The sequence below is a fragment of the Thauera butanivorans genome (assembly GCF_048398245.1).
Lineage (GTDB): Bacteria > Pseudomonadota > Gammaproteobacteria > Burkholderiales > Rhodocyclaceae > Thauera > Thauera butanivorans.
In genome coordinates this window covers 1,719,057-1,732,480 of sequence record NZ_CP183038.1, presented here as the reverse complement: position 1 = coordinate 1,732,480, position 13,424 = coordinate 1,719,057, and the positions used below count along the sequence as shown (strand labels likewise).

At 66.2% G+C, this 13,424-nt stretch carries 10 protein-coding genes and 1 tRNA gene; 6 read left to right on the top strand and 5 right to left on the bottom strand.

Translation table 11 applies throughout. The features are described 5' to 3' along the window. Window positions 1-32: 32 nt before the first annotated feature. Window positions 33-1,133 (bottom strand): aromatic ring-hydroxylating oxygenase subunit alpha, encoded by a 1,101-nt coding sequence (locus tag ACNQFN_RS08340; RefSeq protein WP_418648524.1) that lies wholly within the window; start codon window positions 1,131-1,133, stop codon window positions 33-35. Between the two features lie 126 nt (window positions 1,134-1,259). On the opposite strand from ACNQFN_RS08340, the gene ACNQFN_RS08335 reads away from it, so the two are divergent. The 6 genes from ACNQFN_RS08335 (at window position 1,260) to ACNQFN_RS08310 (ending at window position 5,864) form a co-directional block, all read left to right on the top strand. Continuing rightward, the gene (locus ACNQFN_RS08335; RefSeq protein WP_263459921.1) at window positions 1,260-1,496 is read left to right on the top strand and encodes an exodeoxyribonuclease VII small subunit; all 237 of its coding nucleotides are present in this window, start codon (window positions 1,260-1,262) and stop codon (window positions 1,494-1,496) included. Continuing rightward, window positions 1,493-2,392 carry a polyprenyl synthetase family protein gene (locus ACNQFN_RS08330; protein WP_418648523.1) on the top strand — a complete coding sequence of 300 codons (900 nt, stop codon included), beginning with the start codon at window positions 1,493-1,495 and terminating at the stop codon, window positions 2,390-2,392. Before ACNQFN_RS08335 ends, ACNQFN_RS08330 begins: the two co-directional genes overlap by 4 nt. A gap of 60 nt (window positions 2,393-2,452) precedes the next feature. Beyond that, window positions 2,453-4,312: a 1-deoxy-D-xylulose-5-phosphate synthase gene (dxs, locus tag ACNQFN_RS08325; RefSeq protein WP_418648522.1), complete on the top strand. Its 1,860-nt coding sequence runs from the start codon at window positions 2,453-2,455 to the stop codon at window positions 4,310-4,312. 100 nt (window positions 4,313-4,412) lie between these two features. Continuing rightward, a complete protein-coding gene (gene folE2, locus ACNQFN_RS08320; protein WP_068634771.1) occupies window positions 4,413-5,219 on the top strand; it encodes a GTP cyclohydrolase FolE2 in 807 nt (268 codons plus the stop codon). 139 nt (window positions 5,220-5,358) lie between these two features. Then, window positions 5,359-5,715, top strand: coding sequence for a carboxymuconolactone decarboxylase family protein (locus ACNQFN_RS08315; RefSeq protein ID WP_068634772.1), 357 nt, complete (start codon window positions 5,359-5,361; stop codon window positions 5,713-5,715). A gap of 59 nt (window positions 5,716-5,774) precedes the next feature. Then, window positions 5,775-5,864: transfer RNA gene (locus ACNQFN_RS08310), tRNA-Ser, on the top strand. Window positions 5,865-6,086: 222 nt separating this feature from the next. On the opposite strand, the gene ACNQFN_RS08305 is transcribed toward ACNQFN_RS08310, so the two are convergent. The 4 genes from ACNQFN_RS08305 to ACNQFN_RS08290 are packed head-to-tail and all read right to left on the bottom strand — an operon-like array spanning window position 6,087 to window position 13,422. Next, window positions 6,087-6,464: a hypothetical protein gene (locus tag ACNQFN_RS08305; protein WP_418648521.1), complete on the bottom strand. Its 378-nt coding sequence runs from the start codon at window positions 6,462-6,464 to the stop codon at window positions 6,087-6,089. Further along, window positions 6,465-6,731, bottom strand: coding sequence for a hypothetical protein (locus tag ACNQFN_RS08300; RefSeq protein WP_418648520.1), 267 nt, complete (start codon window positions 6,729-6,731; stop codon window positions 6,465-6,467). After that, window positions 6,728-6,940, bottom strand: coding sequence for a hypothetical protein (locus ACNQFN_RS08295; protein WP_418648519.1), 213 nt, complete (start codon window positions 6,938-6,940; stop codon window positions 6,728-6,730). The genes ACNQFN_RS08300 and ACNQFN_RS08295 overlap by 4 nt, the downstream gene beginning before the upstream one ends. Continuing rightward, window positions 6,937-13,422, bottom strand: coding sequence for an LPD38 domain-containing protein (locus ACNQFN_RS08290; protein WP_418648518.1), 6,486 nt, complete (start codon window positions 13,420-13,422; stop codon window positions 6,937-6,939). Before ACNQFN_RS08290 ends, ACNQFN_RS08295 begins: the two co-directional genes overlap by 4 nt. Window positions 13,423-13,424 lie beyond the last annotated feature (2 nt).

Here is a 13,424-nt window from a genome sequence, read left to right as displayed (position 1 = left end):
AACAGCCACCGGCCGGCCCCGTCGCCGGGGTCTCAGAGATGCGGTTCCATGATCCGCCGGTAGAACTCGTGGAAGTGCTGCATGCCGTCCTCGTAGGGCGACTGGTAGGGGCCGACTTCATTGCGCCCTTCCTTCATCAGCGCGAGGCGGCCGCGGTCCATGCGTTCGGCGATGTCGTCGTCCTCGATGGCGGTTTCCATGTAGGCGGCCTGCTCGGCCTCGACGAACTCGCGCTCGAACTCGACGATGTCTTCCGGGTAGTAGAACTCGACGACGTTGGTGGTGCGATCGACGTCGGTCGGGATCAGGGTGCTGACGACCAGCACGTGCGGATACCACTCCACCATGACATTGGGGTAGTAGGTGAGCCAGATCGCCCCGCGCTCGGGCTTGTGTTCGCCGTAGTAGTCGAGCACCGCCTGGTGCCACTTGGCGTAGGTCGCCGAACCCGGCTTGGCCAGCGAGGTGATGCCGACCTGCTGCACCGAATACCAGTCGCCGAACTGCCAGCTCAGGTCGTCACAGGTGACGAAGTTGCCCAGCCCGGGGTGGAAGGGCACGACGTGGTAGTCCTCCAGATAGACCTCGATGAAGGTCTTCCAGTTGTAGTTGCACTGGTGGATTTCGACGTGGTCGAGCTTGTAGCCGGAGAAGTCCAGCGCCGGCGCCACCGTCATGCCGGCGAGGTCGGCATTGGCCGAGCGCGGGCCCTTGAACAGCAGGCCGCGCCAGTTTTCGAGCGCGTCGCGCTTGAGGCCGAGGCAGGGTTTCTCAGCGAAGTGCGGCGCGCCGATCAGTTCGCCCTGCTGGTTGTAGGTCCAGCGGTGCACCGGGCAGACGACGTGCTCGGTGCTGCCGCTGCCCTGCAGCATGATGGCCTGGCGGTGGCGGCAGACGTTGGACATCTGGTGGATGCCGGCCTCGGTGCGGAACAGCAGCTTGGAATGGTCGAGCCATTCGAGCGAGCGGTAGTTGCCGACTTCAGGCACCATCAGCTCGTGGCCGACGTACCCCGGCCCGGCATCGAAGAGGAGCTTTTTCTCCAGTTCGAACACCTTCTGGTCGAAGTACCATGAGACAGGCAGTTGGGAAACCGCCTGGGCCAGTTGGGCTTTGGAAGCGGCGTCGGACATCCCCGAACCTCCCTTGCGGACAAGAAATCCGGAAAAATAAACGGGTTAGTGTAAGCCAGCCCCTGTTTGACCGCCAGACCTGCGATCGGTTATTTTCCCGCTTTTGCCGCGCCAGATTATTCATCCATGCCAAAGTCGGCGACCTCTCCCAAATCCTTCGAAGCCGCGGTTTCCGAGCTTGAAGCCATCGTGCAGGAAATGGAATCCGGCAAGCTGCCGCTCGAAGACGCGCTCGCGCGCTACCAGCGCGGTGTCGGCCTGCTGCGCTACTGCCAGGAAACCCTGGCCGACGCCGAACAGCGAGTGAAAGTCCTCGAAGGCGAGACGCTTGCCGACTTTGCCGGCGGAGACAGCACGCAATGAACGGCAGCCCCTCGTTCCAGGACTGGATGGGACTCATCCAGCAGCGCACCGAACAGGCGCTCGAGGCGCTGCTGCCCGGCGCCGACCTCGCCCCCCGGCGCCTGCACCAGGCGATGCGCTACGCGGTGCTGGGCGGCGGCAAGCGGGTGCGCCCGCTGCTGGCGCAAGCCGCGGGCGAACTGGCCGGCGCCCCGGCGGAACGGCTGGATCGCGTGTCCTGCGCCGTCGAGCTGATCCACGCCTATTCGCTGGTCCATGACGACATGCCGTGCATGGACAACGACGTGCTGCGCCGCGGCAAGCCGACGGTGCACGTCGAATACGACGAAGCCACCGCGCTGCTGGTCGGCGACGCGCTGCAGACACTCGCCTTCCAGGCCCTGGCGGATGCGCCGGTGGCCGACGATGCCGCGACGCAGTTGAAGATGGTCTGCATGCTCGCCACCGCATCGGGCTCGCGCGGCATGGCCGGCGGCCAGGCCATCGACCTGGCTTCGGTCGGCCTCCAGCTGAGCCGCGAAGAGCTGGAGTTCATGCACATCCACAAGACCGGTGCGCTGATCCGCGCCTCGGTGCTGCTGGGTGCGCATGCCGGGCGCGCGCTGGACGAGGCCGACATGCAGCGCCTGGATCATTACGCCAAGGTGGTCGGGCTGCTGTTCCAGGTGGTGGATGACATCCTCGACGCCGAAGCCGATACCGCCACGCTGGGCAAGACCGCCGGCAAGGATGCCGACAACGACAAACCGACCTACGTCAGCCTGCTGGGGCTGAGCGAGGCCAGGCGCCTCGCCGAGGACATGCTGGCCGACGCGCGGGCGACGCTGCAGCCTTTCGGCGATGCCGCCGGGCGCCTCGAGTCGCTGGCCGACTACATCGTGCATCGCGCCTTCTGAGGCGCAAGGCTCGACGACGCCCGCCGCCCACGACAACAACGATTCTGCATCGGACAGCACATGGCCTACCCCACCCTGGAACGCATCAGCTCCCCCGCCGACCTTCGCGCCCTCGACCGCCGCGAACTCGGCACCGTTGCCGACGAACTGCGCGCCTTCCTGATCGAATCCGTCTCCAGGACGGGCGGCCACCTGTCGTCCAACCTGGGTACCGTCGAGCTCTCGATCGCGCTGCACTGTGTCTTCAACACGCCGTACGACCGCATCGTGTGGGACGTCGGCCACCAGACCTACGGCCACAAGGTGCTCACCGGCCGCCGCGAGGCGATGGCCGGCCTGCGCCACTGGGGCGGCATCTCGGGCTTTCCGCGGCGCTGCGAGAGCGAATACGACACCTTCGGCACCGCGCATTCCTCGACTTCGATCTCGGCCGCGCTCGGCATGGCGGTAGCCGCCCGCAACAAGAAGGAAGACCGCCACGCCATCGCCGTGATCGGCGACGGCGCGATGTCGGCCGGCATGGCTTTCGAGGCGCTGAACAACGCCGGCGACATCGAGGGCATCGACCTGCTGGTGATCCTCAACGACAACGAGATGTCGATCTCGCCGCCGGTCGGCGCGCTGACCAGGATCCTCGCCCGCATGCTGTCGGGCTCGACCTACAACACCGCCCGCCGCGTCGGCGAGAAGGTGCTGGGCATGGCGCCGCCGGTCGCCGAACTGGCGCGCAAGGTCGAGGAATACGCCAAGGGCATGATCAGCCCCGGCACCCTGTTCGAGGAATTCGGCTTCCACTACTACGGCCCGATCGACGGCCACGACCTGGACGCGCTGATCCCGACGCTGCAGAACCTGAAGCGGCTGAAAGGACCGCAGTTCCTGCATGTGGTGACGAAGAAGGGCCAGGGCTACAAGCTTGCCGAGGCCGATCCCATCCTGTATCACGGCGTCTCCAAGTTCGATCACACCGCAGGCATCCAGACCGGCAAGAGCAGCGGCAAGCCGACCTACACCCAAGTGTTCGGCGACTGGCTGTGCGACATTGCGGCGATCGACCCGCGCATCGTCGGCATCACGCCCGCGATGCGCGAAGGCTCCGGCCTGGTGCGCTTTGCCGAGGAATACCCGAAGCGCTATTTCGACGTCGGCATCGCCGAGCAGCACGCGGTGACTTTCGCTGCCGGCATGGCCTGTGAAGGCTTCGTGCCGGTGGTGGCGATCTATTCCACCTTCCTGCAGCGGGCCTACGACCAGCTCATCCACGACGTTGCGCTGCAGAACCTGCCGGTGGTGTTCGCCATCGATCGCGGCGGCCTGGTCGGCGCCGACGGCGCGACCCACCATGGCGCCTACGACCTGTCCTACCTCGCCTGCATCCCCAACATGGTGGTGATGGCGCCGGCGGACGAGAACGAATGCCGCCAGATGCTCTACACCGCCACCCAGCACCCCGGGCCGACCGCCGTGCGCTACCCGCGCGGCAGCGGCCGCGGCGTCAAGCCCGAGGCGAAGATGAGCGCGCTGCCGATCGGCAAGGCCGAAGTCCGCCGCCAGGGCAGGCGCATCGCCCTGCTCGCCTGGGGCAGCATGGTGGACGTCGCCGAACGCGTCGGCGGCACGCTCGACGCCACCGTGGTCAACATGCGCTTCGTCAAGCCGCTCGACGAGGCCCTGGTCGCCGAGCTCGCCGCCAGCCACGATCTGCTGGTGACGATCGAGGAGAACGCCGTCATCGGCGGTGCCGGCGCCGAGGTTTCGCGCTTCGTCGACACCCTGGCAACGCGCCCGCGCGTGCTGCGCCTCGGCCTGCCCGACCGCTTCATCGACCATGGCGACCAGGCCAAGCTGCTGGCCTCGGCCGGCCTCGACGAGGCAGGCATCCTCGCCAGCATTGCCGGAGTGAATCAGGCCGATAGTTGAGTATTTTTGTCGGGAAAGCTAAGATTGCAGGCTCGTTGCAACAGGCTTGCATTTCTTACTTGAACGGCCTCCGTTCCGCAGCCTTTCCCGAGAGTCGCCCATGAATACCCCCATCGACGCCGTCATGCCGGACGTCCAGAGCAGCGCGGACACCCGGCAGATCGCGATCAACAAGGTCGGCATCAAGTCGATCCGCCACCCCGTCAAGGTCAGCGACAAGGCCGGCGGCGTCCAGCACACCGTCGCCAACTTCAACATGTACGTCGGGCTGCCCCACAACTTCAAGGGCACCCACATGTCGCGCTTCATCGAGATCCTGAACACCAACGAGCGCGACATCTCGGTCGAATCTTTCGAGCCGATGCTGCGCATGATGGTCGAACGCCTCGAAGCGGAGACCGGCCACGTCGAGATGAGCTTCCCCTACTTCATCAACAAGGCCGCGCCGGTATCGGGCGTGAACAGCCTGCTGGACTATGAAGTCACCTTCATCGGCGAGATCCGCGAAGGCGGCCGCTACGAGTTCACGATGAAGATCGTGGTGCCGGTGACCAGCCTGTGCCCCTGCTCGAAGAAGATCTCCGACTACGGCGCGCACAACCAGCGCTCGCACATCACCGTCACCGCCGTGCTCAACGACCACCTGTGGATCGAGGACATGGTGCAACTGGTCGAAAGCCAGGCCTCGTGCGAAATCTTCGGCCTGCTCAAGCGCCCGGACGAGAAATGGGTCACCGAGCGTGCCTACGACAACCCCAAGTTCGTCGAAGACCTGGTGCGCGACGTGGCAGCCCTGCTCAATGCCGAGCTGCGGGTCGACGCCTACGTGGTCGAGTCGGAGAATTTCGAGTCGATCCACAACCACTCGGCTTACGCGCTGATCGAGTGCGACAAGCGCCGCGACTGAGCCTTTTCTCTCCTTCGGTTTGATCCGCAGCGGCCGGCACCCCGAGCGCAGCCGCTGCAGCCATCGATGGATGGTTGCGTGCAGCAGTTTCAGGTTAATATTAGAATTGTATTAAATTCTAAATAAAGGAACCCGTGAGATGTCCAAGTCCTTCGTCCAGATCACCACCGACGTCACCAAGGCCCTCGGCACGCTGCGCAAGGAAGCGCCGGAGACGATGCAGGGATTCAATGCGATGGCCAAGGGGGCGCTGCAGGAAGGCGAACTCACCGAGCTGCACAAGGAACTCATCGCCCTTGCGATCGCCGTCACCCAGCGCTGCGACGCCTGCGTCGGCTTCCACGTCAAGGCGCTGATCCGGCTCGGTGCCAGCCGCCAGCAGATGATGGAAACCCTTTCCGTGTGCACCTATATGGGCGGCGGGCCGGCCCTGATGTACGCTGCCGAAGCCGTGCGGGCCTGGGAAGAGATGTCCCCCAAGACCACGACGGCCTAAAAAATCGGCCATCGGCGTTTACTTGGCTGTAAAACACCCTATAATGCCGAGCTTCGAGCGGAGAGGTGGCAGAGTGGTCGAATGTACCTGACTCGAAATCAGGCGTAGGTGCAAGCCTACCGTGGGTTCGAATCCCACCCTCTCCGCCAAATACCCAGCAAAAACGCGCCATCCGGCGCGTTTTTCGTTTCTACCCCACATCCTGCCCAACATCCCGTGAGGTGGTTGATTCCGACGCCCAAAAGGGAAAAGCCCCACGCCGGCTTTTCTGGAAACGGCGTGGGGCTCTTCGGGGTGCCCCGGAGCAGGGGCGGGTGTGGAATGCAAGAACCACACCGGCGCAGGATACGCGAACCGCGCCGCGGTTCAAGTCACACCAGCCCTCTCGATGGCAGTTTGCGGCGGATCTTCTGCTTGGCGCGGTCGAGCAGCGGGTGAAGGTCGCGGCCGGGGAACTGCGTGCCCAGGTAGAACGAACTCAACGCGGCCCGCTCCATCGGCTCGAGGTCGTCGACGATGGCCTCCATCGCGTAGCCGGCCATGTTGTCGACTTCGGCGCACATGTCCTCGAAGGTGTCTTCTCCGCGGCTGCCGCCTGATCGGAACGCGGGCGAGCGCGAGGGATAACCCAGATGATCCTCGGCCTTCCATGCGCGCATGTGCCGGCGCCACTGATCGAGGTAGCGCTCTACCGGGTCGATCTCGCACACCTCGCGGGTGAGCACGATGCCAAAGGTGCGCCCGCCCATTTAAGCGGCCTCCGCGAGCTGGGGCACCTCCTCGTGCAGCCGGCGGCGGAAGATCGCCGACACGTCGCGCGCATCCAGCCCCACCGGCCGGCACAGGCGGCGCGTCATCGGCCCGGCGCGCAGCAGGTCGAGATAGGCGGCCGAGCGTTCGCCGGCGCGGTCATCACCTCGGCGGGCGAACTCGAGCGCATCTTCAAACAGCAGCTGCAGCGCGGCAGCCCACAGCGAGAAGTAAGGGGTGGCCAGTGCCTGGTTGATCGACTTCATCGTCTTGCCCTCCTGATGGCTTCACGGGTTTCAAATTCGGCGATCGGTGCCCACTCCTCGGCGGCATCCACCCCGTCCAGGTGGACGCGCTCGAAAGACAAGGCGAGCCCGCTGATAAGGTCCGCGATGGCACGCTCCGAACCATCGCGAAAGGCGGCGCGCACCACCGCGTCGAGCTTCTTGTGGAAGATCTCGCGGGTCGGTGTCAATGGGTGCGCTCCTTGAACTCGGCCACGAACTCGTCGTACAGCCTGCGCTCGCGCGCCTCCACTTCGCGCACCATCACGCGGCGCTCGCTCAAGGTGCGCGACTCGTCGGCCATGATTGCGTCGATCAGGTCGCGCTCGTGCTTGATGGCCTTGGTTCGCGCGTCGAGTGCCTTGCCCAGCGCCAGCAGCTCGCGGTTCTCGGCCTGGATCTGGCGCGCGAGGTCGTTGCGCTCGGCCACGTCCTCGAGCTTCTTCGCACGCGCGAAGGCCTCTTGCGCCTCGCGCACCTCCTCGGCTGCTTCCCAGAACCGGGCACGGGCGCCGCGGATGTCGTTGGCTGGGCCGACGAACTTGCGCACGATCGGCACTTCCCTGCTCTCGATGTCACGCGCCTCGAGGCCTTCGACCGCCAGGTTCTTCGCCAGCGCGGCGGTGTCGGTGAAGAATCGGCCTGTGCCACCCGTCGCGGTGGTCCAGAGGTAGCGCAGCGTTTCCGGACTGATGTCGAGCCAGCCCTTCTGCACCGCATCGCCACCAGTGAGCGCGTTCAGACCCTTGGCGGCGTCGTGGAACACCGCGCCTTGCGTCGTGCGCCACATCTTCAGGTTGTCCGGCTTGCTCTGATCGAAAGGGGACTCGGGATAGACCGGCGCACCCAGGCCCGTTTTGTTGATGATCGGCGCCATGACGATCTGCGGGATGGTCGGCAGCAGGAACGTCACGTTCTTTTCGTCGCCCTCGGGATCGGCGGCGGCGCCCCACACGCTGAACTCCTCCACGAAGGAAGACGCCAGGCGCAACGACACCTTGGCCGGATCCTCGCCCTTCTCGAGCGCAGCCAGCTGGCGCCCCATCGTCGCGAAGAAGCCGTATCCGTACGGAATCGGGATCTTGACCCAGCCGTCGCCGGTCCAGATCGGCATGAACCGCTCCTTCTGGAACTCGGGCAGCTTCTCGTATTCGTCCTCCGGCCCGCCACCGTTGAGCGCGGCCATGGTGTAGCCCGCTGCGACGATGGCGCCTGTGAGTGCTTGGGCCTGGTGCTTGTGCTTGCCCTTGAACAGCGCGTGTGCGATCGATGCCGTGCCCTGGATGGCCGGGTTCGCGAACAAGTACAGGCTGCCGATGGTCTGGCCCAGCTCGCCGTTGCGGTTGAAGTTCACCGTCGCGTTCTTGGCGAGCGCGGCGGCGCGGGCGCGGGTCTGGCCCATCTCCACCGCGGTGCGGTACGCGGCCAGGCGCATGGCGTTTTCACCGGCCTGGTTGAGCTTCTCGATCCAGCGCACGAACGGCCCGAGTATCTCGCGCACGGCGGCGCGTGCTGCCCGGTAGCTGCCGCCGTTGCGCCAGGTCTGGATCACGCCCGCGGCCTCGTCGTAGGCGCCTTGCACGTCCTTGCCGATGCGCTCCAGGTCGCTCAAGTACGCGGCGCCCGTCGTGCCACCATCGGCCCGGTACTGCGCGATCCAGTTCGAGGCGTTGCCGGTGTGGGCGTACTTGAGCAGCTCCGCGAAGGCGCGCGGGTAGTTCTTCAGCGCGTTCAGTGCGAAGCGTCCGCCCTCCTCACCCGCCAGGTTCAGCACGCCCGTGCCCAGGTCGCGGAACACGTTCACGAGGATGAACTCGGGGTTCCATCCGGTGTAGGCGCGCGAGAGGAAGGTATTGACCTCGCGCGCCATTCGCATCACGACGTTGAAGGATTCCGCGCCCAGGTTGTTCCAGGCGCGCGCAAGGCCTTCATCCTTGAACTGGATCCGCACCGCATGTCCATCGACATGCACCTGCGTCTCGTTCGGCTCGAGCACGGGCGACGGCATCATCACCACGTCCAGGTCGTGCGATGCCTGAATCGCAAAATCCTTCTTGGAGCGGCCAGGCTTCAGCGCCTCGATACCCACGAAGCGCTGCGCATCGGCCAGGCTGCGGAACACTTCCACCGTGCTGCCGTGATAGCGCACCTCGTAATGCACCGTGTCCTTCAGCACCTGCCGCTTGGCGGGCTTGCCGATCGTGATCAGATCCTCGTGACCCGCTTCGATGGCGAGCGCGAGGAGGTGCTGGCCTACGCGGTTCTTCTCGGCCTGCAGGATGGCCCGTTCGTGGTCACGGAGAATGTTCTCGATGATCCACTCCTCGCGAGTGCCGTGGCCCAGCGCGCGCTTGTTCTTCTGCTTCACGGTCAGCCCGCGGCCGGTGCCCTGGTTGGCGGCATCCTCCTCGGGTCCGCCTTTGAGCGGGACATAGTGCTGATAGGTCGCGTCCCAGGCGGCGGCCATCTCCTGAGTAATGATGCCGGCCTCGAGCAGGATCCGCTTCGTGTCCTGCGTGATGGCCTGCAACTCGTTCGCGAGGCGCACGAGTTCGGGCTGTGTGCGGTACCGGGCGAGCTTGGCGCGGGCGTCGGCGGTGGTCATGCCGGATCCACCATCGGGCATCTCGCTGTTCAGCGTCGCGATCTGCGCGTTTCGCTCCTCAGCATGCTGCGCGTGCAGGAAGTCGGCCACCTCGGCCATGCTGAACCCGGCGGCGCGGATCTTCTCGACGATCGGCTTCATGCGCTTCTCGCGGAAGTCCTCGATGCGGGTCGCTGCGCGGCCGTGCATGCGCTCCTCGGCCCGATAGACGTCGGCCTGCTCGGTCAGGTTGATGCCGCGATCCTTCAGCCAGGACTGGATGACGGTGAAGCGGTTGAATTTGTCCTGTGTGCGTCGCTGGAATGCGCGGGCGCGGGTCTCGGCGGGCGGTGTCGATGTGGTCGGCTGGGGTTGGCCGGCCTGGTAGGGGGTGGCCGGCGCGCGGACCGTGCGCTCTTCGGTCTCGTCCTTCACCTGCCGCACCGGCATGTTCTGGTCGAGAAAATCGCCCGTCCAGAACGCACCGAAGTTGCTCGCGGTTGTCCCATCGGCTGACACGACGTCGGTAATCAGCCCGGACGTCACCAGCTTCGTGAGCGACTGCGGCGACACGCCGGCGGGGAGCACGATGAAGCGGAAGCCACCGCTGCCAGACTCACGCGCAAAGCCCCGCAGTGCGCCCTTCAACTTGCCCAGACCCTTCGACGTCTGCGCCTGCAGCATCGACATAGGCACATCCATCAGCAGCTGCACCGCGCCATCGCGACGGGTCAGGATCAGCGCGGCGTGGCCTTGCGGAACCTGCAGTGCCTTGGCAGCCTTCACGACGTCCTGCTCGCCCTGCAGCACCGTGCCGAGCATCGCATGGTCGCGCTCAGGGTTGCCGAAGAAGTCGGTGCCATTGAGCTGCGGCGCCTGGATGACCGACACCACACCCGCGGCGTCGATCGTGGCGTACTCGTTGAAGTCGATCACGACGTGACCGCGGAAGCCCTGCGTGTTGCTGGCGATGGCGCGGGTGAGACTGATGTCGTCAGCGGATGGCGTAGCGCGTCCGCTGGGGTGGTTGTGCAGCACCCAGAAGCCCGCAGCGCCGAAGCGGCTCATGTCGGCACTGATGCGCGCCTCGAGGTCGTTCGGCAGGCGAACCGCGGCCGGCAGGCGTGAGGAGTAAGCGGCCTCGCCCACGATCGCGCCGGATGCGTCGGTGTAGAAAACGCGGAATGTTTCGAAGCGGGGATCTCGGAAGACCTGCGCCAGGGTGGCGAGGTCTTCGGCGCTGCTTACCGTCTGGCCGACAAGATCGGCGCCACCGGTACCCGAAAAGGATTCCAGCAAGCGGTGACACAGTACGGTGGCGGATCCTCCACCAGAACGTGCGGACCGCGCATTGACTCGGTCCACAAGTGCCGTAATAGCGCTGCGTCCAGCATCACGCTGCTTTTCGGTTGTGCCTGGTCGGGTCTCGACATTGTCGTAAATCTCCTCAGGCTTGACGGTCACCGTCCATCGGCCGACGGGCGCTTTCTTGAGCTTCTGCGCGAACGCATCGAGGTTCTGCGGGGTGTTCAGCACCTTGAACCGCGAGGTGCCGGCCTTCAGCTCGACGAACCCGATCTCGTTGCGAAGCCGCTCAAGCTCGCGGTCCTGGTTGTCCGCCCACTCGGTCAGCTTCGTAGCCTCGGCGCGCTTGGTGGCCTTCAGGCTGGCGCGGCGGCGGGCGTCGGCGATGCGCGCCTTGAGGCCATTGTAGTCCTTGACCAGATCGGCGGGCGCTGTGCGGGTCTTCAGTTGCTCGACCTGCGCGAGGAGCACGTCACGACCCTTTGCCGTTTGCCCAGGTGCGAATGCGGGCGCGGTGGCCGGCGTGCTGGGCGCGGCGTCGGGTGTCTCCGTCTCGCGCTGGGGTGCAGCGGCGGGCGCGGCGGCCCTCTCCTCTCGCTCAAAGCGCTGAACCAAGTCGATGAACTTCGCCGGCTCCCACTTCACCATCGAATCGAACTCTTGCTCGATCTCTTTGCGGCCGAACTTCGGAGCGTAGCGATCGATCATCGCCGGCCCAAACTGCGTGAACAGCTGCTGCGCCTCGGCCTTTTGGGCTTTGCGCGTCGCGGCGTCGGTCTTGGCCTGCGCGCGCTTGGCCTTGACCTGGTCCGCCTTCCATCGGTCGAGCTCGGCGTTGATGCCGTTGGTGCGGCCCGGGATGTTGAGCTCACCGTGATCGAACGGGCGCGCGGCCGATGGTTGGGTGGTCGGCGCCACTTGCTGCGGCACCAGTGCCCAGCGCTCGCCCTGCTGCACCACGTCGAGCTGGGTGTCGGGGAGCGTCTTCCTCACGATGCGCGCGGCCACGGCGGCGGCGGTCTTCGATGTGAATGTGCCGATGATGCCCTCGCCCTCGAGCTGGGCCGTCTTCGGGCGCATCGGGTCGGCCTGGATCGCGGCCCGCGCTTGCTCGATGGTGGTGTCGGCATACGGCACGTCGACCGGCGGGCGCGGCTCGGGCATCGGGGCGCCGGGTGCTACAGGGAACTGCTCCGGTACCGGGTCTGGCAGATAGGAACGGTCGAGCGGCAGATCTACCGGCGCCTGCTCGAGCGGCATCACCTCCGACTGCTGGCCGTAGCCCGTGCCAGCGGTGAAGTCGGGCATGATCGGCGCACGATCGGGTTGAATCGGTTGCTCGCGCTCGGGCAAGCGCAGATCCAGCGGCATGCCGGCCGGCATCTGCTCAAGCGGTGCCACGTCCAGCGGCTGGCCGTAGCCCGTGCCTGCCGAGAACTCCGGCATCGTGGGCACTGCGAGCGGGTCCGCTTCCTGCTCGATACCGGCGGCGAGCTGAGCGCGGCGCAGCAGATCGGCCTGATCGATGGCGGCGGCTTCGCGCTGCCCGATCATGGCCTCGGTCTGCAGCGTGCCCAGGTTGAGGTCGTCACTCGTCGCGGCGGTGGCGTTGGCGAAGGCTTCGACGGCGCTGGAAATGTTCTGTGCGTTGGCAATGTCGGCTTGCGCAGCGTCGGCGCGGCGGCGCAGCTCCATCTGGGCCATGTCCGGGTCGAGCTGGGCGCGGGCGGCGGCTTCGATGGCTGCTTGGTCGAACTCCATGCCGCTCGTGGCGTCGGTCGTGCGCGCGGTGTAGCTGTCCAGTGCCACCCGGGCACCAGATCCGCCTGCACCCATGCCCAGGCCCGCCACCATGCCTTGCGCCGCGGCTTCCGGCACGCCCTCATCCCACGGCTTGCCCATCGCGAGGTTCTGCGCCACCTGTTCTTGCGCGGACTGGGGCAGCTCCTCGAGCACACCCTCCTGGATCGTGCCCCTGCCGATCTGCTTGGCGGCCTCGAGCGCGCTGGTGCGGCCACCGGCACCGAGACCAGCCACCCCCAGACCAACGTCGACGTCGGGTAGCAGGCGCGAGGCGACTTTTCCGATCACGGCAGTACCTACGCCACCCGCGACGGCGTACGGGGCGGACTCGCTCCATTCGCGGCCTTCCTGACGGGCTTCCGACTGGATCGAGCCGGCGGCGGTGGCGCCCTCGGCCGCACTGCCGATGGTGGCGAGTTTTGCGACAACGCCAGGCTGGCGCAGATAGGCGGCGGCGGCCTGTGTGCCGGGTGCGATACCGGCGGCGCCGAGCATGCGAACCGCGGCGGCGCGCACGGCGGCGGCACTGCCCAGCATCATGGGTGCGCTCTCACCCATCGAGCCCAGCGCGACGGCCGGGTTGTCGATCAGCGCTTCGATGGTGCCGATGAAGCCCTCTGCATCCTGCACCGCGGCGTTCTCGCGGCGGCGTTCGGCGCTGTAGCCCGATGCGATGATGTCCTTCGTGCGCTTGGGGTCGTAGCCGAGGGTGTCGCGTAGCGCGTTGCCGACGCGGTTGCCGGTCAGCAGGTCGGCCACACCGACCACCGACTCGCCCAGGCCCACCACACCGCGCGAAAGGTCTAGGCCCAGGTCGGACGCCCGCTCGAGGATCGAGGCCTCGGCCAGCCCGACGCGCTCCATGAATGCCTCGCGCGGCATGCTGCTGTAGAACTTCGCGTGCAGCGCGGCGGCGAGTTCCTCGTCGGGCACGGCGGCATAGGCCGGATATTGCTTCTTGAATTCTTGAATGGCGCTCACTG

Coding starts and splice junctions, on each gene's coding strand:
- ACNQFN_RS08340 (WP_418648524.1), bottom strand. CDS start 1,133: ATGTCCGACGCCGCTTCCAAAGCCCAACTGGCCCAGGCGGTTTCCCAA.
- ACNQFN_RS08335 (WP_263459921.1), top strand. CDS start 1,260: ATGCCAAAGTCGGCGACCTCTCCCAAATCCTTCGAAGCCGCGGTTTCC.
- ACNQFN_RS08330 (WP_418648523.1), top strand. CDS start 1,493: ATGAACGGCAGCCCCTCGTTCCAGGACTGGATGGGACTCATCCAGCAG.
- dxs (WP_418648522.1), top strand. CDS start 2,453: ATGGCCTACCCCACCCTGGAACGCATCAGCTCCCCCGCCGACCTTCGC.
- folE2 (WP_068634771.1), top strand. CDS start 4,413: ATGAATACCCCCATCGACGCCGTCATGCCGGACGTCCAGAGCAGCGCG.
- ACNQFN_RS08315 (WP_068634772.1), top strand. CDS start 5,359: ATGTCCAAGTCCTTCGTCCAGATCACCACCGACGTCACCAAGGCCCTC.
- ACNQFN_RS08305 (WP_418648521.1), bottom strand. CDS start 6,464: ATGGGCGGGCGCACCTTTGGCATCGTGCTCACCCGCGAGGTGTGCGAG.
- ACNQFN_RS08300 (WP_418648520.1), bottom strand. CDS start 6,731: ATGAAGTCGATCAACCAGGCACTGGCCACCCCTTACTTCTCGCTGTGG.